Origin of the sequence: Paraburkholderia caffeinilytica (assembly GCF_051027425.1) — a bacterium.
Taxonomy (GTDB): Bacteria; Pseudomonadota; Gammaproteobacteria; order Burkholderiales; family Burkholderiaceae; genus Paraburkholderia; species Paraburkholderia caffeinilytica_A.
In genome coordinates this window covers 2,199,713-2,220,193 of sequence record NZ_CP186553.1, presented here as the reverse complement: position 1 = coordinate 2,220,193, position 20,481 = coordinate 2,199,713, and the positions used below count along the sequence as shown (strand labels likewise).

At 61.5% G+C, this 20,481-nt stretch carries 18 protein-coding genes; 15 read left to right on the top strand and 3 right to left on the bottom strand.

The window, feature by feature from the left end:
• Positions 1–4: 4 nt before the first annotated feature.
• Positions 5–1,153 (top strand): DUF1501 domain-containing protein, encoded by a 1,149-nt coding sequence (locus tag ACOSV0_RS30345; protein WP_434110926.1) that lies wholly within the window; start codon positions 5–7, stop codon positions 1,151–1,153.
• Between the two features lie 24 nt (positions 1,154–1,177).
• Positions 1,178–1,393 (top strand): YXWGXW repeat-containing protein, encoded by a 216-nt coding sequence (locus tag ACOSV0_RS30340; RefSeq protein ID WP_434110924.1) that lies wholly within the window; start codon positions 1,178–1,180, stop codon positions 1,391–1,393.
• 198 nt (positions 1,394–1,591) lie between these two features.
• On the opposite strand, the gene ACOSV0_RS30335 is transcribed toward ACOSV0_RS30340, so the two are convergent.
• Entirely contained in the window at positions 1,592–1,957 is a 366-nt protein-coding gene (locus ACOSV0_RS30335) for a BON domain-containing protein (RefSeq protein WP_434110923.1), read from the bottom strand.
• A gap of 203 nt (positions 1,958–2,160) precedes the next feature.
• Between ACOSV0_RS30335 and ACOSV0_RS30330 the strand changes: the two genes are divergently transcribed.
• Together ACOSV0_RS30330 and ACOSV0_RS30325 are read left to right on the top strand one after the other, a co-directional pair.
• Entirely contained in the window at positions 2,161–3,453 is a 1,293-nt protein-coding gene (locus ACOSV0_RS30330; protein WP_434110922.1) for an MFS transporter, read from the top strand.
• 280 nt (positions 3,454–3,733) lie between these two features.
• Positions 3,734–4,531, top strand: a complete 798-nt coding sequence (locus tag ACOSV0_RS30325) for an IclR family transcriptional regulator (RefSeq protein WP_434115891.1) — start codon at positions 3,734–3,736, stop codon at positions 4,529–4,531.
• A 66-nt stretch (positions 4,532–4,597) separates the two neighbouring features.
• Here the strand turns inward: ACOSV0_RS30325 and ACOSV0_RS30320 are convergent, their stop codons facing one another.
• Positions 4,598–6,403 (bottom strand): acyl-CoA dehydrogenase, encoded by a 1,806-nt coding sequence (locus ACOSV0_RS30320; RefSeq protein ID WP_434110920.1) that lies wholly within the window; start codon positions 6,401–6,403, stop codon positions 4,598–4,600.
• A 265-nt stretch (positions 6,404–6,668) separates the two neighbouring features.
• On the opposite strand from ACOSV0_RS30320, the gene ACOSV0_RS30315 reads away from it, so the two are divergent.
• The 5 genes from ACOSV0_RS30315 to ACOSV0_RS30295 all read left to right on the top strand — a co-directional run bounded on the left by ACOSV0_RS30315 (position 6,669) and on the right by ACOSV0_RS30295 (position 13,218).
• Positions 6,669–7,442 (top strand): SDR family oxidoreductase, encoded by a 774-nt coding sequence (locus ACOSV0_RS30315; protein WP_434110919.1) that lies wholly within the window; start codon positions 6,669–6,671, stop codon positions 7,440–7,442.
• Positions 7,443–7,636: 194 nt separating this feature from the next.
• Positions 7,637–8,863, top strand: coding sequence for an acyl-CoA dehydrogenase family protein (locus ACOSV0_RS30310; protein WP_434110917.1), 1,227 nt, complete (start codon positions 7,637–7,639; stop codon positions 8,861–8,863).
• A gap of 120 nt (positions 8,864–8,983) precedes the next feature.
• Positions 8,984–10,693 (top strand): long-chain fatty acid--CoA ligase, encoded by a 1,710-nt coding sequence (locus tag ACOSV0_RS30305; RefSeq protein WP_434110915.1) that lies wholly within the window; start codon positions 8,984–8,986, stop codon positions 10,691–10,693.
• Positions 10,694–10,698: 5 nt separating this feature from the next.
• Positions 10,699–12,255, top strand: a complete 1,557-nt coding sequence (locus ACOSV0_RS30300) for a class I adenylate-forming enzyme family protein (protein WP_434110913.1) — start codon at positions 10,699–10,701, stop codon at positions 12,253–12,255.
• Between the two features lie 57 nt (positions 12,256–12,312).
• A complete protein-coding gene (locus ACOSV0_RS30295) occupies positions 12,313–13,218 on the top strand; it encodes an SDR family oxidoreductase (RefSeq protein WP_434110911.1) in 906 nt (301 codons plus the stop codon).
• Between the two features lie 125 nt (positions 13,219–13,343).
• On the opposite strand, the gene ACOSV0_RS30290 is transcribed toward ACOSV0_RS30295, so the two are convergent.
• A complete protein-coding gene (locus ACOSV0_RS30290; protein WP_434110909.1) occupies positions 13,344–14,261 on the bottom strand; it encodes a LysR family transcriptional regulator in 918 nt (305 codons plus the stop codon).
• A gap of 271 nt (positions 14,262–14,532) precedes the next feature.
• Here ACOSV0_RS30290 and ACOSV0_RS30285 point away from each other — a divergent pair, with 271 nt between their 5' ends.
• From ACOSV0_RS30285 to ACOSV0_RS30260, 6 genes are all read left to right on the top strand, one after another.
• A complete protein-coding gene (locus tag ACOSV0_RS30285) occupies positions 14,533–15,312 on the top strand; it encodes a 5-oxoprolinase subunit PxpA (RefSeq protein ID WP_434110907.1) in 780 nt (259 codons plus the stop codon).
• A gap of 35 nt (positions 15,313–15,347) precedes the next feature.
• Positions 15,348–15,590, top strand: a complete 243-nt coding sequence (locus ACOSV0_RS30280) for an acetyl-CoA carboxylase (protein ID WP_434110905.1) — start codon at positions 15,348–15,350, stop codon at positions 15,588–15,590.
• An 11-nt stretch (positions 15,591–15,601) separates the two neighbouring features.
• Positions 15,602–17,038 (top strand): acetyl-CoA carboxylase biotin carboxylase subunit, encoded by a 1,437-nt coding sequence (locus ACOSV0_RS30275; protein ID WP_434115890.1) that lies wholly within the window; start codon positions 15,602–15,604, stop codon positions 17,036–17,038.
• A complete protein-coding gene (locus ACOSV0_RS30270) occupies positions 17,035–17,913 on the top strand; it encodes a 5-oxoprolinase subunit B family protein (protein ID WP_434110903.1) in 879 nt (292 codons plus the stop codon). The genes ACOSV0_RS30275 and ACOSV0_RS30270 overlap by 4 nt, the downstream gene beginning before the upstream one ends.
• Positions 17,903–18,898: a biotin-dependent carboxyltransferase family protein gene (locus tag ACOSV0_RS30265; protein ID WP_434110901.1), complete on the top strand. Its 996-nt coding sequence runs from the start codon at positions 17,903–17,905 to the stop codon at positions 18,896–18,898. The genes ACOSV0_RS30270 and ACOSV0_RS30265 overlap by 11 nt, the downstream gene beginning before the upstream one ends.
• A 227-nt stretch (positions 18,899–19,125) precedes the next feature.
• Positions 19,126–20,478, top strand: coding sequence for a purine-cytosine permease family protein (locus ACOSV0_RS30260; protein WP_434110900.1), 1,353 nt, complete (start codon positions 19,126–19,128; stop codon positions 20,476–20,478).
• Positions 20,479–20,481: the final 3 nt, after the last annotated feature.

The window sequence follows — 20,481 nt, the reverse complement described above, 5'->3', positions numbered from 1 at the left end:
CGCCATGTTTTCACGCCGCAAATTTCTGAGCGTCGCCGCTGCGGGTGCGGGCGCGATTCTCGTGTCGCCGCAGATCGCTTTTGCCAGCGTCGCAACCGACCGCCGTTTCGTGTTCGTGATCCAGCGCGGCGCGGCCGACGGCCTGAACATCGTCGTGCCGTACGCCGAACCCGCCTACGCGACACTGCGCGGCGCGCTCGCGATCGACCCATCCAAAGCGACCCGGCTCGACGGAACCTTTGCGCTGCATCCTTCGCTCACACAGATCGCGGCGATGTATGCGGACCGTCAGGCGCTATTCGTCCATGCGGTGGCGTCGCCGTATCGCGACCGCTCGCACTTCGACGGGCAGAACGTGCTGGAGACCGGCGGCACGTCGCCGTATCAGATGAAGGACGGCTGGTTGAACCGGCTCGCCGCATCGATGCCCACCACGCGCGAGAACGCGATCGCCTTCGCGCCGACCGTGCCGATGGCGCTGCGCGGCAAGGCGGCGGTGACGTCGTACGCGCCCTCGGGGTTGCCGCAGGCGCCTGACGATCTGCTCGAGCGGGTCGCGCAACTGTACGACCAGGATGCGCAATTGCGGCCGCTGTGGGAGTCGGCCATGACCGCACGCGGGCTCGCGGGCGACGCCGGTGCGCGTCAGGACCCGGCAAGCCTCGGCAAGCTCGCCGCGGGCTTTATGTCACGCGACGACGGTCCGCGTATTGCGATGATCGAAACCGGCGGCTGGGACACGCATACCGCGCAGAACGCGCGCCTCGCCAATCAGTTGAAAGCGCTCGACACGATGCTCGCGGCGTTGCGTGACGGCATGGGGCCGTTGTGGAGCAAGACCACGGTGGTGGTGGCCACCGAGTTCGGCAGAACCGCCGCCGCCAACGGCACGGGAGGCACCGACCACGGCACCGGTTCGGTGGCGATGGTGCTGGGTGGATCGGTGGCGGGCGGGCGTGTGCTCGCCGATTGGCCCGGCCTGAAACCGGGCGACCTTTACGAAGCGCGCGACCTCAAACCGACCCTGTCGCTGGATGCCTTGATCGCCGGTGTCGCGAGCGAAAGTCTCGGACTCGATCCGCAGCGCACGGCTGGCTCGCTATTTGGCCAGACCGCGGGCATGCGGCCGATCACCGGGCTCGTACGTGCGTAACTTGATAATCACCAGGGAGAGCAAATGAAAATCAGATCGACTATTCACGCCGTATCGCTTGCAGGTCTTTGTACCGCGTTGTTGTCAGCCTGCGTTGTCGAACCGGCGCGGCCACCGCAGCCCGCGCCGCTCGTCGAGGTGGTGCCGGCCGCGCCGGCGCCGGGCTATCACTGGGTGAAAGGCCACTATCGCTGGGAAGGCAATCACTGGGCGTGGGTGCCGGGACACTGGGCAGGCTGATCGTGGCGCCGTACGTGCTATCGGCTGGTTACGAATTGAGTATGTAATACGTCAATGTCGGCATCGGCTGCGAGCAATCGCGTCCGGGTGAGCGTTTCAAATACCGGGACGATATCAAGGCGATGGGCAGCGCCGCAGATTGGCGCTTGCGGCGCTGCCCATCGCAACCTGTTGTCGTTCGTCAATCGCGCGATGCGATTAACCTCCACCGCCTTGCGTGCCGAGCGTCAGCTTGTTGTTCACCGACTTTACGCCGGCAACACCTTTCGCCACTTCCTCCGCTTGCGGAATCTGCGCACCATCAGGCACCGATCCAGTCAAGGTCACCGCGCCGCCGCGGGCCCGGACGAACACGTTCGACACATCAAAACCCTGTGCTTTCGCCAAAGCCTTGCGTACGGTCAGACCCAGCTTGCGGTCCGAGCTCTTCATCGCCTTCGTATTCGTAGCCGGCGCCGCCATGGTGCCCGACGCCATGGCGTCGCTCGATTGGGCATAAGCACTGGACGCAGTCGCTACACACAATGCGATACCGAGTGCCTTCAATAGATTGACTGTTTTCACGTTTTCTCCATTCCTCGAAAAGTTGATTTCGCATCGTTGCATGCAAAAAACACGCGCCTGCCAGCACTTTTCCGCTCGCATGGAGTTCCCTGTCTTGTAGAAGAGTGACGTTGCGAAGCTCCCAGCGCGCTTAAACAATACTCCAGCAAACGAACCAGCGTTGAAAAAACTGACCTGGTCGCCCGGTGCACGATTCGCCTATCATGACGGCTTCGATCATCAAAGGCGCACCGCAGATGTCCGACGGCGTACAGCAACAACTCCACGAACCACGCGCGAATGCCGCTGCATCGTCGATCGATTATGGCCTGTGGGCACTGACCTTCAGCTACGTGCTCAGTCAGTTTTTCCGTAGTTATATCGCCGTGATCTCCACCCAGTTGATCGGCGATTTTCATTTCTCGCCGCAAATGTTTGGCTGGTTCGCGGGCTCGTTTTTTCTCGTGTTCGCCATCGCGCAACTGCCGGTCGGCCTCATGTTCGATCGCTACGGCGTGCGCGGGCCGACCGCGCTTTTGATGGGCATCGGCGGCGCGTGCGCCGGCATTCTCTCGATGACGACCAGCGCAACCGTGGCGCTCGTCGCGCAAGCCGGCATTGGACTCGGTTGCGCGCCCATCTTCATGGGGCTGCTCAATTACGTGCTGCATTCCGGCCACGGCACGCGCAACGTGCGCGCCGTCACGACGGCGAGTGCGATCGGCATGGCGGGCGCACTGCTGGCCGCGTTTCCACTGAGCCGGGCAACGGCCAGCTTCGGTTGGCGTCCGGTCATGGTCACGGCTGCGCTCGCCATGCTATGCGCGACGCTTGGCGTCGTATGCTTCGTGCGCCGGCGCGATGCCGCCGCGCATGAACAAAGTCTCGCTGCATTGCAACACACGGCAAACACAGTAAAACGGCGCACCGGTCTCTGGACCTTGATGCCGGCTTGTCTTGCGCTCTCGGTTGGCAGCACGTTCCGAACGTCGTGGGGTGGGCCGTATCTCGCTGACGTATACGGCTTCGATGTGATCGCGCGCGGCAATGCCATGACCGTCACCAGCGTAATCGCGATCGCCGCGTCCTTCTGCATTCCTGTGGCCGTGAGGTTCTGCGCGCCCAAGCTGATTTCGCTGCTGTGGCTGATCGCCGGCGTACTGGCGGCACTGGTGCTCGCGGTCAGCCCGGACGGCAACTGGCTGGTCAGCGTCGCGTTGATCTGCGTGCTGTTCTCGGTCGGCTCGATCCATCCGCTTGTGATGTCGCAAGCGCGCGCCATCATTGCGCCACGGCGGCTCGGGCTCGGTTTGGGCCTGCTCAACAGCCTCGTTTTTCTCGGTATTGCGCTGACCAGCAGTTGTTTCGGCTGGATCGCGGGGGCGGCAAAACAGGCGCATCTATCGAATGCCGGGATCTACTCGGCGCTCTTCGCCGTGACCGTCGTGCCGCTTGCGGCCGGCGCCGTGGTTTATTTTTTTAGCCCGGTGGTCGCCGCGTCGAGAGAAAAAATCTGAGCCGTTGCTTGAGTGGTGTTGCGTAAGCCCGTGTCGAACTTCAGGGCGAATATGTCGTCACCCGGTGTCCGCACCGATTTCGTGCACGTCGTTACTCCGGACTATAATTCCGCAGCCCGGCCCACCCTCGATCCGAGGCTAGGGTGTGTCCTTCAGATGGTGCCGTTTCGCGGGAGCGCGTTTCATTTTGAGTAAAACCCATCACAACCCGATCGATAATCCGGTCGACATCCCGAACGCCGGCGAAGCGCTAAAACCCGCTGCGTCCGCGAAAACCAATCTGGTCCTCGCGAGCCGGACCGCGCACGAGGCACACAAAGACGACCGGCATTTCGTCACGGCGCTCGCGCGTGGGCTCGAGGTGCTGGCGTGTTTTCGCTCGGGCGACAAATCGTTGAGCAATCAGGAACTCGCACTGCGTTGCAAGTTGCCGAAATCGACGGTATCGCGCCTGACGCATACGCTCACACTGCTCGGCTATCTGATTCATTTGAAAGAGAGCGGTAAATACCGGCTTGGCACGGCTTCGCTCGCGCTAGGCAGCGCGATGCTGGCGCGGCTCGATGTGCGCAAGATTGCCCGGCCCGTGATGCAGGAACTGGCCGACGTATCCGGTGCAACCGTGTCGCTGGGAACGCGCGACCGGCTCTCGATGATCTATGTGGAGAATTGCCGGAGCTCGGTTGCGCTCACGCTGACGCTGGAAGTGGGTTCGCGTATTCCTGTCGCCACGTCGGCGATTGGCCGCGCGTGGCTCGCGGCGATTCCTGAGCATGACCGCCTTAGCTTCATGGAGCAGGTACGTGAACTTGATCACGTCGCGTGGCCGAAAACCCGGCGCGGCATTGAGAAGGCGCTTGAAGATTACAGCACGCTCGGCGTCACGACTTCATTCGGCGACTGGCAGAAAGACGTGAATGGTATCGCGCGTGCTTTTCAACCGGGCGGTGAACTGCCGATCATGGCGATCAATGTGGGCGGCCCTTCTTTCAAGCTCTCGAAGGAATTCCTGCTCGAAGAAGTGCGGCCCCGGTTGATCGACGTGGTGACGCAACTGGAAAGCGCGTTGTCGCATTGAGCGGTGTTGAGCGGCATCCGGCTACACGGATGCCGCGTTCGGCTGAATCGCAGCACGGCACGGCACTCAGAACCACTGAGGCGCCATGCTGAGCGTCGTATCGTCGAGACCGCGCAGCGTGGCAAGCATGAGCGAAACGCGCGGCAATTCCCAACGGAAGAACCACTGGCACGCATGCAGCTTGCCGCGATAGAAGTCACTATCGGCTGCGCTTTTCGCATCGGGTAACGCAGCGCTTGCGACGATCGCCTGCCGTAGCCATGTCCACGCAATCACGATATGGCCGAATGCTTCGAGAAAGGCATTCGCGTTGGCGAGCCCGCGTTCGCTTTCGCGCGCCAGCGTGGGCAATAACGATTCGACCGTGCCGGTCAACTCGCTCCATGCCTTGCTGAGTGAATCGGCATGCGCTTGCAGCGCCGGGTGAACTCGCGCCGATTCAACACTGCGCTGTATTTCGCGCTCCAGTTGCTTGAGCGCAGCGCCTTGTTTCATGACTACTTTGCGACCCAGCAGATCGATTGCCTGGATGCCGTGCGTGCCTTCGTGAATCATGTTCAGGCGATTGTCGCGGTAGAACTGCTCGACCGGATATTCGCGGGTGTAGCCGTAACCGCCGTGAATCTGGATCGCCAGACTATTCGCTTCGAGGCACCACTGCGACGGCCACGATTTCACCACCGGTGTCAGCAGATCGAGCAACAAGCCCGCTTCGGCGCGCGCCGTATCGCTCTCGCCGGTGTTCTGTTCGTCGACGAGGCGCGCCGCATACAGACACAGCGCGTAGGCGCCTTCCACGTAGGCCTTTTGTGCGAGCAGCATGCGGCGCACGTCGGCATGTTCGATCAACGGCAATTGCGGATCGAGCGGGTTCTTGTTATCCGGACGGCGTCCTTGCGGCCGCTCGCGTGCGTAATCGAGCGACGCCAGATAGCCGCGATAGCCGAGCATGACCGCACCGAGGCCTACGCCGATGCGTGCCTCGTTCATCATGTGGAACATGTAAGCGAGGCCGTTATGCGGTTCTCCCACCAGTTCGCCGATACATTCGCCGCGCTCGCCAAACGACAGCATTGTCGAGGTCGTGCCGCGCCAACCCATCTTGTGAATCAGCCCTGCGAGCGCGACGTCGTTGCGGTCGCCGAGGCTGCCGTCGTCATTCACGTGAAACTTCGGCACCGTGAAGAGCGAGATGCCTTTGACGCCTGGCGGCCCGCCTGGAATACGCGCCAGCACCAGGTGGACGATGTTCTCGCTCAGCTCGTGATCGCCGCCCGAAATGAAAATCTTGTTGCCGCGGATCGAATAGGTGCCGTCTTCGTTGGGCGTGGCACTGGTGACGAGATCCGAGAGGCTCGAACCCGCTTGCGGTTCGGTCAGCGCCATGGTGCCGAACGCGCGCCCCTCGAATAACGCCTGCAGATACTTGCGTTTCTGTGCGGCACTGCCGAAACGTTCGATCACGTTGGCATTCGCCGTGGTCAGCATCACGTAAGACGAGGTGGCGATGTTGGCGCTCTTGAAGAGCGACAGGCACGCAAAGGAAATCACCGAGGGCAACTGCATGCCGCCCCATTCGTAGTCTTTGCCCGCCGCAAGGAAACCGGCCGAGCGGAACGCGTCGAGCGCTTCCTTGATCTCCGCGGGCATCGTGACGCGTTGACCGTCGAATTGCGGTTCGTGTTCGTCCGAGAGGCGGTTGTGCGGCGCGAATTTTTCCGCTGCGACCGCATGAGCCGTTTCGAGCGCCGCGTTGAAAGTCTCGCGGCTATGGTCGGCGTGGCGCGCGCGCTGCGTGAGCGTCTCGGCCTCGAGCACTTCAAACAGCTGGAATTCCAGATCACGCGAGTTGATGATCAGCGCATCTTGCATGGGAGAAGCCCCGTCTAAAGGTGAGCCGCTATGCAGAACAGCTACGCAACAAGCACAAAAACGCATGAGTTCGCACTCGTGCGGCCCGATTGAGAAGCGCGGCATTCGGGTAAGTCCCGATGAGCCGTCCACCGGCGATGCGTGTCAGTTTAAATCAAAAGTGAATGAGCGTGCTTTTATTTACACGCCGAATTTCGGCACGTATGATGGTCACAGAATCTGGAACATAAGTCTGCATTGCAGAACAACCTGGAGGAGCGTCGTAATGTCTGTGAAAGACCTGTTTCAACTGGACGGCAAGGTTGCACTGATCACAGGAGGTTCTCGCGGACTCGGCCTGCAAATGGCCGAGGCGCTGGGCGAAATGGGCTGCCGCGTGGCGATCACGGCGCGCAAGGCCGACGAACTCGCCGAGGCGAAATCGCATCTGCAAAGCCGGGGTATCGAGGTGCAGACGGTAGTCAACGATCTGCAGCGCTTCGAAGGTATTCCGGGTTTGGTGGATGAAGTGCTCGGCCTGCATGGCAGCATCGACATTCTCGTGAACAACGCCGGCGCGACATGGGGCGCACCCGCCGAAGACTATCCCGACGAAGCGTGGCACAAGGTGATGAACCTGAACGTCAACGCGCCGTTTTTCGTCGCGCGCGAAGTCGGCAAGCGCAGCATGATTCCGCGCCGTGCGGGCAAGATCATCAATATCGCTTCGGTAGCGGGCCTGAAGGGTTCGCCGCCCGGCATGAACACGATTGCGTACAACACGTCCAAGGCCGCAGCAATCAACTTTACGCGGGCGCTCGCGGCGGAGTGGGGCAAGTACAACATCAACGTCAACGTGATTTGCCCGGGCTTTTTCCCGTCGAAGATGTCGGCGGGTTTGCTCGACAAACTCGAAGACACCGTCATCTCACGCACGCCTTTGCAGCGTCTGGGCGGTGACGAGGATCTCAAAGGCCCAATCGTGTTCCTTGCGAGTGAGGCGTCGCGTCATATCACCGGGCAGTATTTCGCGGTGGATGGTGGCTCGATCATCGTCTGATTGATTTACCGACTGGTTTCGAGGCGCGGCGCGAGAGGCCAGCGGCGCTGCGCTTACGTATAGAACGGCTTTGCATGCGATCAGAGTAACGAGCTTTGCATGGGATCGGAGTAACGCGCTAAAGCGCGAACTCCGATCGACAGCTAAAGCGCGAACGCTCATCGACATGTTATGCATGGGACTGGAGACACTGCATGGATTTTCAGCACTCGGATAAGGTCAAGAGTTTGCAGCAGCGCCTGAACGCTTTCATGGACGAGTACGTCTATCCAGCCGAGGCGATCTTCGAAGCGCAGATGGACGCGGCGCGCGAAGCCGGTAACCGGTGGCAGCCCGCACCGGTGATCGAGGAACTGAAAGAGAAAGCGAAGGCCGTAGGCCTGTGGAACCTCTTCCTGCCCGAGTCGAAATACGGTGCGGGGCTCACCAACCTGGAATACGCACCGCTGTGCGAAATCATGGGGCGCTCGCATATCGGCGCGGAGCCGTTCAATTGCTCGGCGCCGGACACGGGCAACATGGAAACGCTGGTGCGTTACGCCACGCCCGAGCAGCAACAACAATGGCTGCTGCCGTTGCTCGACGGCACGATCCGTTCGGCATTCGCGATGACCGAGCCGGAAGTGGCGTCGTCGGATGCCACCAATATTGAAGCGCGCATTGAACGCGACGGCGACGAATACATTCTGAACGGCCGCAAATGGTGGACTTCCGGCGCGAACGATCCGCGCTGCAAGGTGCTGATCTTCATGGGCAAGTCCAATCCGGATCATACGAACCGGCATCAGCAGCAGTCGATGATTCTGGTGCCCAAGGACACGCCTGGCGTCAAAGTGCTGCGTCATCTGCCCGTATTCGGCTATGACGATGCGCCACACGGTCACGCCGAAATCTCATTTGAAAACGTGCGTGTGCCGGCCAGCAACATGCTGCTCGGCGAGGGCCGCGGCTTCGAGATCGCGCAAGGGCGGCTCGGACCGGGCCGCATCCATCATTGCATGCGCCTGATCGGGCGCGCCGAGCGCGCACTCGAAGCGATGTGCCGCCGCTCGCTGGAGCGCGTGGCGTTTGGCCGGCCGATTGCCGATCAGGGTGTCACGCGTGAGCGGATAGCGAATGCCCGCATCATGATCGACCAGACGCGTTTTCTGGTCCTGAACGCGGCGCACAAGATGGATACGGTCGGCAATAAAGACGCGCGCCAGGAAATCGCCATGATCAAGGTGGCGGCGCCGAGCATGGCATGCCAGGTGATCGACTGGGCAATGCAGGTGCATGGCGGCGGCGCGGTCAGCGACGACTTCGGCCTCGCGCGCGCGTATGCGAGTTCGCGCACGCTGCGTTTCGCCGATGGCCCCGATGAAGTGCATCGCAATGCCATCGCGAAGATGGAGCTTGGGCGTCACCTCGGGCGTTTATAAAGCCCTGAGTCCGTCGACTCCCTTGACTCATTAGCCAGCCGTATCCGCCACGCGGCGGATGTGAACGAAGCGCGCACCTCAAGTGTGAAACGCGCACAGACAGTAAAGCAGGAGACGCTGATGAACGAACGCCATCACCCGCATTGGCCGCCGCAAGTGCCTCTGCATCTAACGCTGCCCGAAACCAACATTTTCTATAACGCCGAGGTGTCGGCGGCGCGCTTTCCCAACAAGCCGTTCATCGTCTTCTACGACACACCGGTCACGTTCGGAGAGTTCAAGGACGAAGCCGAGCGCATCGCGGGATTCCTTCAGCAGGAGTGCCACGTCAAGGCGGGCGACCGCGTGCTGCTTTACATGCAGAACAGCCCGCAATGGATCATCGCTTACTACGGGATCTTGCGCGCGAACGCCGTGGTGGTGCCGATCAATCCGATGAACATGAGCGCCGAGCTGGTTCATTACGTCGAAGACAGCGGCGCGACCACGATCATCGCACCGCAATGCCTGTTCGCGAACGTCGAGCCGCTGATCGGCAGCGGGCCTGGTCGGGGCATCGAGCATGCAATCGTCGCGACGTATAGCGATTACGTGACGCGGCCATCGCCGATTCCCGTGCCGGAATTCGTGGCGGCGCCGCGCAAGACCTTCGATATCCCCGGCGTCACGTCCTGGCGCGAGGTAATCGAGCGGTGTATCGCGCCGGGTCCGCTCACCACCGGTCCGGACGACCTGTGCGTGATGCCGTACACGTCCGGCACCACCGGCAAGCCGAAGGGGTGCATGCATACGCACCGCAGCGTGATGAGCACGCTGCTCGGCGGTTGCGTGTGGTTCTCGGCGCCGTCGGACGGTGTGTATCTATCGATTTTGCCGTTCTTTCACGTGACGGGCATGCAAGGCGGCATGAACAGCGCGGTCTTCTCGGGCGCCACGATCGTCGTGTTGCCGCGCTGGGATCGGGAAGCGGCGGCGCAATGCATGCAGAAATATCGCGTGACCGCGTGGCAGTCGATCACGGCGATGATGGTCGACTTTCTCTCGAATCCGAAGCTCGGCGAATACGATCTTTCGAGTCTGACGGGGGCGCGCGGCGGTGGCGCGGCGATGCCGGATGCCATTGCCAGAAAGCTCAAATCGCTGACGGGGCTCGATTATGTCGAAGGCTACGGCATGTCCGAGACGATTGCCGGTACGCACATCAATCCGCCGCATCGGCCGAAACCGCAATGCCTGGGTATTCCGGTGTTCGATGTTGACTCGCGCGTGATCGATCCGGTCACGTTGCAGGAACTCCCGCAAGGCGAAACGGGCGAGATCGTCGTGAACGCGCCGCAAGTGATGCAAGGCTACTGGCGCAATCCGAAGGGCACCGAAGAAGCGTTTATCCAACTCGACGGCAAGCGTTTTCTGCGTACCGGCGACCTCGGCCATATCGACGAGGACGGGTATTTCTTCATGACCGACCGCCTCAAACGCATGATCAATGCGTCGGGCTACAAAGTCTGGCCCGCGGAAGTCGAGGCGCTCATGTACCGGAATCCGGCGATTCAGGAGGTGTGCGTGATCGGCGTGAAGGACGCGAAGCGCGGCGAAACCGTGAAGGCGCTGGTGGTGCCCGCGGCTGCGCACGCCGGCACGATCACCGAGCAGGACATCATCGACTGGTCGCATGAGCAGATGGCGGCTTACAAGGCGCCGCGTATCGTCGAGTTCGTGACGTCGCTGCCGAAGTCGGGCAGCGGCAAGATTCTGTGGCGCAAATTGCAGGAAGAGGATGCGGCGCGCACGGCGGCGGCCGATGAGAGCAACGGTACCCGGGGAGGCTGACAACAATGGGCTGGCTCGAAGCGTTACTGGACGAACCGTTCGTCTGCATCACCGACACGCTCCGCCGTTTCGCCAAAGAACGTGGCGAACACGCGGCGTTGATCTGTGACGGCGAGGTTGTGACTTACGCCGCGCTGGACGCGCGAGTCGATCGCTTTGCCGCCGCATCGCAGCGCGACGGCATCAAGCCTTGCGATGCGATTGCGTTGTGCGCGGCAGCCTCGGTGGAATACGCGGTGGCGTTTCTCGGCGGCCTGCGGGCAGGGGCGGCGGTTGCGCCACTCGCGCCGTCGTCGAGTGCGGCGAGTCTTGTCAGCATGATCGGCAACTCGGGCGCGCGGCTGTTGTTTCTCGATGCAGACGTCAAGCGTTTGCTCGAACCGGTGGCCGCGGAGATTAGCGCAACCCCCGTGGCGTTAGACGCGCACGCAGGCAGCACCACGCTCGAAGCGTGGCTCGCACCGAATGGCGCTGTGCCTGAAGCGGTCACGATCGATCCGGCGTGGCCTTTCAACATCATCTATTCGTCTGGCACCACGGGCACGCCGAAAGGCATCGTGCAATCGCACGGCATGCGTTGGGCCTACGCGGTGCGCAGTATTCTGCGCGGCTACGGCCCCGACGCCACGACGCTGATTTCCACGCCCTTGTATTCGAACACAACGCTCGTGAGTTTCATGCCGACGCTGACCTTCGGCGGCACCATCGTGTTGATGCCGAAGTTCGACGCCACACGGTATCTCGAGCTTGCGCAACAGTATCGTGTCACGCATACGATGCTGGTGCCGGTCCAGTATCAGCGTCTGATGGCGCACCCGGACTTCGACCGTTACGACCTGACCAGTTTCCAGGCCAAGTTCTGCACGAGCGCACCGTTCGCCGCGAGCGTGAAGGCCGACGTGGTGCGCCGCTGGCCGGGCAAGCTCACCGAGTACTACGGCATGACCGAAGGCGGCGGCTCGTGCCAGTTGGAAGCCGACCAATTCCCCACCAAGCTGCATACGGTCGGCCAACCGATGGAAGGTCACGATATCCGTTTGATCGACGAACTCGGCAACGAGGTGGCACCAGGCGAGGTGGGCGAAATAGTCGGCCATTCTCCCGCGATGATGACCGGCTACTACCGCCAGCCAGATAAGACGGCCGAGGCGGAGTGGTACGACCCGAGCGGCAAGCGCTTCATCCGCACGGGCGATATGGGCCGCTTCGATGCCGACGGGTTTTTGACGCTGCTCGATCGCAAGAAGGACATGATTATTTCGGGCGGCTTCAACGTCTATCCGAGCGATCTCGAGGCTGAACTGTGCTTGCATCCGGACGTCGCGGATGTGGCCGTGGTGGGCGCGCAATCTGAGCAGTGGGGCGAGACGCCGGTTGCGTTCGTGGTGCGCCGACCGCTTGCCCAGATCGACGCCGACACGCTACTCGCCTGGGTCAACGCGCGGCTCGGCAAGATGCAGCGACTTTCCGCGCTGACCTTCATGGAGGCGTTGCCGCGCAGCCCGATCGGCAAGGTATTGAAACGCGAATTGCGCGAGCAGTTTTATCCCGCTAAGCGTTGACTCGGTGTAAAGACGCTTCAGCACGCTTGAATACACTAACTTGCAATGGGACAAGGCATGGACAAATTTGAAGGCAAGGTTGCGGTAATCACCGGCGCCGGCTCCGGATTCGGCCGTGAATTTGCACGGCTCGGCACGAAGCTCGGCATGCGTCTCGTACTCGCCGACGTCCAACAGGACGCACTCGACGAAACCTTCGCCGAGGTCAGCGCAGCCGGTGCGCAGGCTATCGCGCGCCGCGTCGATGTTGCGAAAGGCGAGGAAATCGACGCGCTCGCTCGCGTCACGCTCGATACCTACGGCAGCGTGAATCTGGTCTTCAACAACGCAGGTGTAGGCGGCAGCGGCGGCCTCATATGGGAGAACACCGAACGCGACTGGCAATGGCTGCTCGGCGTCAACCTGTGGGGCGTGATTCATGGCGTGCGGGTTTTCACGCCGCTCATGCTCGAGGCCGCCAAACGCGATCCGGGTTATCGCGGCTACATCGTCAATACGGCTTCGATGGCGGGCATGCTCAATCCGCCGATGATGGGGCCGTACAACGTATCGAAACACGCGGTGGTGTCGCTGACCGAGTCGCTGTATCAGGATCTTTCGCTGGTCACGCAACAGGTGGCGTGCTCCGTGCTGTGCCCGTATTTCGTGCCGACGGGTATCGCGAAGGCGCACCGCAACCGTCCGTCCGAGCTGGATAACGATACGCCGCCGACCTTGTCGCAACGTGTATCGCGTGCAATGAGCGAGAAGGCCGTGAGTTCGGGGAAGGTGAGCGCTGAACAGGTCGCGGGGATGGTGTTCGATGCGATTCGCGACGAGCAGTTCTATATCTTTTCACATCCGCATGCGCTGGCCGCCGTGAAAACGCGTGCCGAGGATATCGTGACGCCGCGCAATCCGACCGATCCGTTTGCGGAGCGGCCTGAGGTGCGTACGCAGATTATCGAGGCGTTGAAGGGGTAGTGGCGAGCCGACAGGGAGAACGGCACGGTTAGCACGAACTCCCGCCATAAACGGCCGGGTTATAAAAAACGGCAGCATCATGCGCAAGTCGGCAATTTTGCGCAGCGCAGCGCCGCTGTCGTACTTCAACTGCCTCCGGTAAACGCCCGAGGTTCCATAAACGTGTGCCGGAAATACTCGCGCACCGCATGCATCGCCGGACTCAATTCGGCATTTCTGCGCCAGGCGAGACCCACGCTCATCGGCGGCACCGGGTCGCGCAGCAGCATGGTCTCGATGCGCCTGCCTTCCAGCGACCACGGGCGATACACCATATCCGACAGGATCGCCACGCCGCTTCCATTTGCCACCATGCTGCGCACCGCTTCAACGGACGACGTGCGGAGCTTCACGTTCGGCCGGTACGGCGTCTCGTTCCAGTAGCGCAGGGCTGTAAATGCCGCTTCGTCGACGGTCAACATCACGAACGGTTCGGCGGCAACATCGGCGAGCGTGACGTTCTCACGCTTTAACAGGGGATGTTGCGCGCACAACCACAGCCGCCGAACCGAATGAATGACCGGCTCGAGTACCAGTTCCGGATTCGCAACGTTCGACGTGAGCAGCACCGCCATGTCATATCGGTCCGCGATCAGGCCTTCTTCGATGGACTCCCGGTTCAACTCGTGCAGTTGAATGGTGAGCCGCGGATAGAGCGTGTTCAGGCGCAGCAGATGATGCGGCAGAAAATAGCCGAGCACGGTGTAGCTTGCGGCAAGCGTCAGCGTGCCCGTGAGTGTGCTTTCGAGGTTCGGAATACGCATGGCCTCATCCACCGACGACAGGATCGTGTACGCCTGATTGAGGAAGCGCCGCCCGGTGTTGGTCAACGTCATGCCGGAGGCGGTACGCATAAATAGCTGGGTACCGAGGCTGTCTTCCAGCTCCTTGATGGCATTGGTCACGGCCGACTGCGAAATCGTCAGTTGAATTGCCGCCTGTGAAATCTGACCGAGTTCAGCGGTGGCGACAAAGTATTTCAGCTGCCGGAGCGTCAAAGCCATGAGGTTCACCTGAAAAAATGATATTGCTCTGCGCAATATCTTACCCTCCACAGGCCATCAGAAACGGCTCGGGCTCCGTCAGCTTTAACTGGTGGGCTTCACGCCCGATTTTCTTCATCTGCGTTCGCGCGGAAGCCATCGAAAAAACAGATAACGTGCCATATAAAAATAGAACTATTTTGGCGACCGGCGAGCGGATAACGTTCTTCTGAGCCGGTCTGGCGAGCATCTTTCAAGCCGACCGGGCTGCTTAACCCAGGAGAGATTGAGGATGAAAAAGCACAGCGTCGACTTGAATTCCGACATGGGGGAAGGTTTTGGCTCATGGAAGATCGGTGACGGCGTCGACGAGGAAATCATGCCCCTCATCAGCTCGGCCAACATCGCGACGGGGTTTCATGCGGGAGACCCGAACATCATGGCGCGCACGGTGCAACTCGCGAAACAGGCCGGTGTCGGGATTGGCGCACACCCTGGATTCCGCGACCTGGTGGGCTTCGGACGCCGCAATATTGCCGAGACGCCCCAGGCGCTCGTCAACGACATCGTGTTCCAGCTTGGTGCGCTGCGCGAATTCGCCCGCCTTTACAACGTCAGCGTTCAGCACGTGAAGCCTCACGGAGCGCTCTACATGCTCGCCGCACGCGATGAAGATCTGTCGCGCCTGCTGATCGCAACGCTTCAGACGCTGGACCCGACACTGCTGCTGTATTGCATGGAAGCGTCGGTGACCTACCGGATCGCGCGCGAGCTAGGTCAGCCGGTGATCCGCGAGTTCTACGCCGACCGCGACTACGATCGCAGCGGCTCGATCGTCTTTACCCGGCGCGTCGGACGGCTCGATCCGGCGCAGGTGGCGGCGAAGGTGGTGCGCGCATGCGTGGAAGGACGGGTTGCCACAGTCGACGGTGAAGACATCGATATCGATTTCGACTCGGTCTGCATTCATAGCGACACGCCGGGCGCACTTAAGCTCGTCGAGGCCACGCGTGCCGCACTGGTCAATCACGATATTCGTGTGGCAGCCCCGTTATATCCGATCGCAGGCTAATTCCCGTTACCCCAAAAGACATGAGGAGCATCCCGATGGCACTACACGATATTGTCAGCCCGCTGCCCGGCACTTTCTATCGGCGCGCATCGCCAGACGCCGCGCCCTACGTCGAAGCAGGCGGATCCGTCGAAAGCGGTGCAGTGGTTGGGCTCGTCGAGGTGATGAAGCAGTTCAGCGATGTCGAAACGGACGTGGCAGGCCGCGTCACCGAAATTCTTGTCGACGACGGCGAGCCGGTCGACGCAGGACAGGTCTTGATGCGGATCGAAGGGTGAAACCGATGAACATGTCGAACAAGGACGCTGCCTCGCAGACGTTCTATCAGCCGAAGCGAATCCGCACGGTACTGGTCGCCAATCGCGGCGAAATTGCCGTGCGCGTGATCCGCGCGGCACACGAACTGGGTATGCGGGCAGTCGCGGTGGTCAGCGACGCCGATCGCGACAGCCTTGCCGCGCGGATGGCCGACGAGGCCATTCACATCGGCTCCGCGCATGCGGCGAAAAGCTACCTGAACCCCGCGGCCATTCTCGCGGCGGCACGGCAGTGTGGGGCGGATGCGATTCATCCGGGATACGGCTTCCTTTCCGAAAACGCGGAATTCGCCGCGCAGGTCGAGAGCGCCGGGATAATCTTTGTCGGCCCTTCGTCGAGTGTCATTGCGACCATGGGCGACAAGGCAAAAGCGCGGGAAACCGCGCAGCGCGCCGACGTATCGACGGTTCCGGGCAGCAACGGCGTTGTTCTGTCGCTCGACGAAGCACGCGGCATTGCAGCGAGAATTGGCTACCCTGTGATGATCAAGGCAGCAGCCGGCGGCGGTGGCCGCGGGATCCGGGTGGCGCATGATGCCGCGCAACTCGACGCCGAGTTACCTCTTGCGCAACGCGAGGCCCAGGCGGCGTTCGGCAACGGTGGCGTATATCTCGAACGATTCATTGCGCGCGCCCGGCATATCGAAGTGCAAGTGCTCGGCGACGGCAGCGACGTTGTCCATCTGTTCGAGCGCGAGTGCTCGTTGCAACGGCGTCGCCAGAAAATTATGGAGGAGGCGCCGTCACCCTCGCTCACACCGGCGCTGCGCGAGGCGCTGTGTGCATCCGCAACGCGGCTTGCGAGGCAGGTGGGCTATCGCAGCGCCGGAACGCTGGAATACCTGTTCGATGACACACGCGACGAGTTCTACTTCATTGAAATGAATACACGCATTCAGGTCGAGCATCCGGTGACCGAGGCTATCACCGGAATCGATCTGGTGCGCGAGACACTGCGTATCGCCGACGGCGAACCGTTACGTTTCAGGCAGAGTGACATCGTAATGCGCGGCGCCGCGCTGGAGTGCCGGATCAACGCGGAAGACCCCGAGCAGGATTTTCGTCCGAACCCTGGCCGCATCGACGAACTGGTCTGGCCGACGGGCCCAGGCGTGCGCATCGATTCGATGCTCTATCAGGGTTACACCGTCCCGCCGTTCTACGACTCCTTGCTCGCCAAGCTGATTGTCCTCGACGAAAGCCGGCCTGCAGCGCTCGCCCGGCTCAAGCGGGCGTTGAGCGAGCTGCACATTGCGGGTATCAGGACTACCGCAACGCTGCACCGCGCGTTGCTTGAAGACGACGACATTCGCGCCGGGCGCTACCACACCAACTATCTGGAAGCATGGGTAACAGACTGGCGCGCCAGACAGGTAGCGCTCGCAGCCGGAAATGAGGAGGCGGCATGACGATCCGATATACATTCGGCGGCGACGAGTTCATCTTCGTGGAGATCAGCGAAGACATGTCGCTCGAAGCGTTCTTCACGGGTACCGCGATCACACGCGAACTGCAACGCCGCAAGGTGAACGGCGTGACCGAAATCTGCCCGGCCAACGCGTCTTTTCAGGTTCGATACGATCCCGACGTGATCGAGCCGGACGCGCTTCTCGCGCTGCTCAAGCAGATTGAAGCGGAGGTCGCCGGCGCGACGGAGCTGGACCTCGCGACACGCATCGTCGAGATACCCGTGCTTTATAACGATCCCTGGACGCACGAGACCCTGATGCGTTTCCGCGAGCGCCATCAGGACCCGGCTTCAACCGACCTGGAATACGCAGCACGGGTCAACGGAAAGAAGGACGTCGATGAATTCATCGACGCGCACGCCGGTTCTCCGTGGTTTGTCTCCATGGTGGGCTTCGTTGCCGGCTTGCCCTTTATGTTCCAGATGGTCGAGCGCGCCCGTCAGTTGCAGGTGCCGAAATATCTGCGGCCTCGCACCGACACCCCAAAACTGACGGTGGGTCACGGCGGTTGCTTCGGCTGCATTTATTCGGTGCGTGGCGCCGGGGGCTATCAGATGTTTGGCGTGACGCCCGCACCGATTTTCGATCCTGCCCAGCGCCTGGATTATCTGCGCGACTTCATGGTGTTCTTCCGCCCCGGCGACATCGTCAAGTTCAAGCCGGTCGATCGGGAGACGTATGACAAAGCCGTGGCCGCCGTCGACGCGGGGACTTTTTCATTGCGTGTGCGCGAGGTGAATTTCTCGCTCGGCGCTTTCTTGCGCGACCCCGAAGCCTATAACCGCTCGTTGATCGAGGTGCTCAATGCCGACTAACTTGCTCCACGCTATCGAGGTCGTTAAACCCGGACTGGCGACATCGGTGCAGGATACCGGCCGGCAAGGGTACTACCATGTCGGTATCCCGCCTTCCGGCGCACTGGATCAGTACGCATTGCGCGCGGCCAATCTTCTGGTTGGCAACCTCGAAAGTGCGGCCGCACTCGAGTGCACGCTGCTCGGCCCGCAACTTCTGTTTCATGTGGACACGCTGATTGCGGTGACGGGCGCTGAAATGCAGCCCAAAATCGACGGTGTGTCGCAGGCATGCAATGTCGCTCTGCGAATCAAGGCAGGCAGTACGCTCACGTTCGACTATGTGAAAGGCGGCGCGCGAGCCTGCCTTGCGGTGGCAGGCGGCATTGACGTACCGATGGTGCTCGGAAGCCGCTCTACTTATACGCTCGGAGCGTTCGGCGGACATGAAGGGCGGCGTCTGCAGAAGGGCGACCGGCTCGGAATCGGGCATGCCCGAGGGCCCGCCCGTGAGGGCAGGGAATTGCCCGAGAACCTGCGTACGCCGCTTGCTCGCGAAGTCGAATTGCGTGTGCTGCCGGGTCTCTACCATCACCGCCTGACGGACGAGTCGGCCCGCACGTTTTTCGACGATACGTGGACCGTTGCCCCTGAAGCGGACCGCATCGGTTATCGCTACAAGCAGGGCCGGCCACTCAAGTTTCGCGAGCGCGAACAGCCGTTCGGCGCGGGCTCCGATCCCTCAAACATCGTCGACGCCTGCTATCCGATCGGCTCGATCCAGGTCCCGGCCGGGCTCGAGCCGATCATCCTGCATCGCGATGCTGTCTCTGGCGGCGGCTACGCCACGATCGGCACGGTCATCAGCGCCGACATGGACCTGATCGGGCAAATGCAGCCGAACCATCAGGCGCACTTCGTGCCCGTCACCATGACCCAGGCGCTCGCGGGCCGCCGCGACGCACAACTGCGGCTCGCACGGCTGCGCGACGTACTGCTGCTCTAGCGAACCCGCAGCGCATGCGCGGACCGGCCGAATCAAATGCCGGCCGCGTGCCTCCCGATTGCATTTTCGCGAATCCGTTCGTGCGGCGCCATGCGCCGCGCGCGGGCGCGTGCATTCATTTTCCGCCGTACCGGTTGTCTTTCTTATACACGCCTCCATGGTGCCGCACATCCGGTTGCCATGACGGCGTCACTCTCAAACTTGCAGATGTATTGAGGAGCACGATCATGGCCAATCTGGCACAGGAATCCGCTGAGGGCGATCTCGATCTATCGACTGTTGCCATACCGGAGAACGCCCGCATGCCGGCGTTTTCGCTCACGATGGCGTGGTGGGCGGTTTGCAGCGCGGTGTTCTACATTGTGGTCGGCGCAACGCTTGCCCTCAACTACGGTGCGCGCAACGCGTTGATCGGCATGGCGCTTTCGGTGGTGTCGTACGGTCTTGTCAACGCCGTGATCAGCCGCTACGCGGTTCGCACCGGATTGTCCGTTGCGCTGTTTTCACGGGTCTTGTTCGGCAGCGCGGGCGCCGCGCTCGCCACGCTGATCTTCTTCGCGACTGCGATCTATTACGCGGTATTTGAAGGATCCGTGATCGCCGTCGCGGCGCACAACCTGTTTCCCGCGCTCGACTACCGATGGGCCGCGCTGATCGTGGTTTGCTACAGCGTGCCGCTCGTGTTCGGCAGTGTGCAGCACTGGCTCGACAAGTTCAACGGCGTGCTGCTGCCGTTCTATCTGCTGGGACTGGTCGCGGCCGTCGTGCTGGCGACTCATGAATATGGCTACAACGCGGCGTGGCTCGACTTCGGCCCGAAAGGCAACGTGCCGGCCAATGGCTGGTGGAGTTGTTTTGTCTATTACATGGGCGTCTGGGTGCTGATGATGTTCACTTTCGACTACGCCCGCTTCGGCCGCAAGCAGGACGCCGAATATCATGGCCGCTTCAACTTCGGCATGCCTTTTTATCTGGTCACATTTCTGCTGAATGGCGCGGTCGGCATCTATCTGGTCAGTACGATTTCCGATCTCGGCACGCTCTCGGAGGTGTCCGTCGTGCTGGCGCTGCTCAAGCTGATGGGGATCTGGGGCCTCATGTTCGTGTGGGTCACGCAGTCGCGTATCAACACGGCGAATTACTATCTCGCCGCCATTAACATGCAGGCGTTCTTTCAGAAAGCGATCGGCCTGCGCGCGCCGAAGTTCGTGTGGGCGCTGGTTGTCGGCGCGGTTGTTTATGCTCTGATGATGGCCGACGTATTTTCGAAAATCCTGCAGGCGCTGGCGTATCAGGGGATCTTCGTGGTCGCGTGGGTCGGCGTGGCGCTCGCACACATTCTTTCAGCACGCTACGGCGAACTGATCGGCAACGAAATCGAATGCCGCGATTCGCACGTGCCTGCATTCAATCCGGGCGGACTGACCGCATGGTTTGCAGGCACGTTTGCGGGCCTTGTGTTGATGAATGTGCCGGGACCGGTGCAGTCGTTCTCCGCACCGGCGAGCTTTGTCGTTTCCTGGCTTGTCTATCGTGGCATGCTTGCTTCGGCTAAGCGAACATGGTTCGTGCGTGGCTAACCA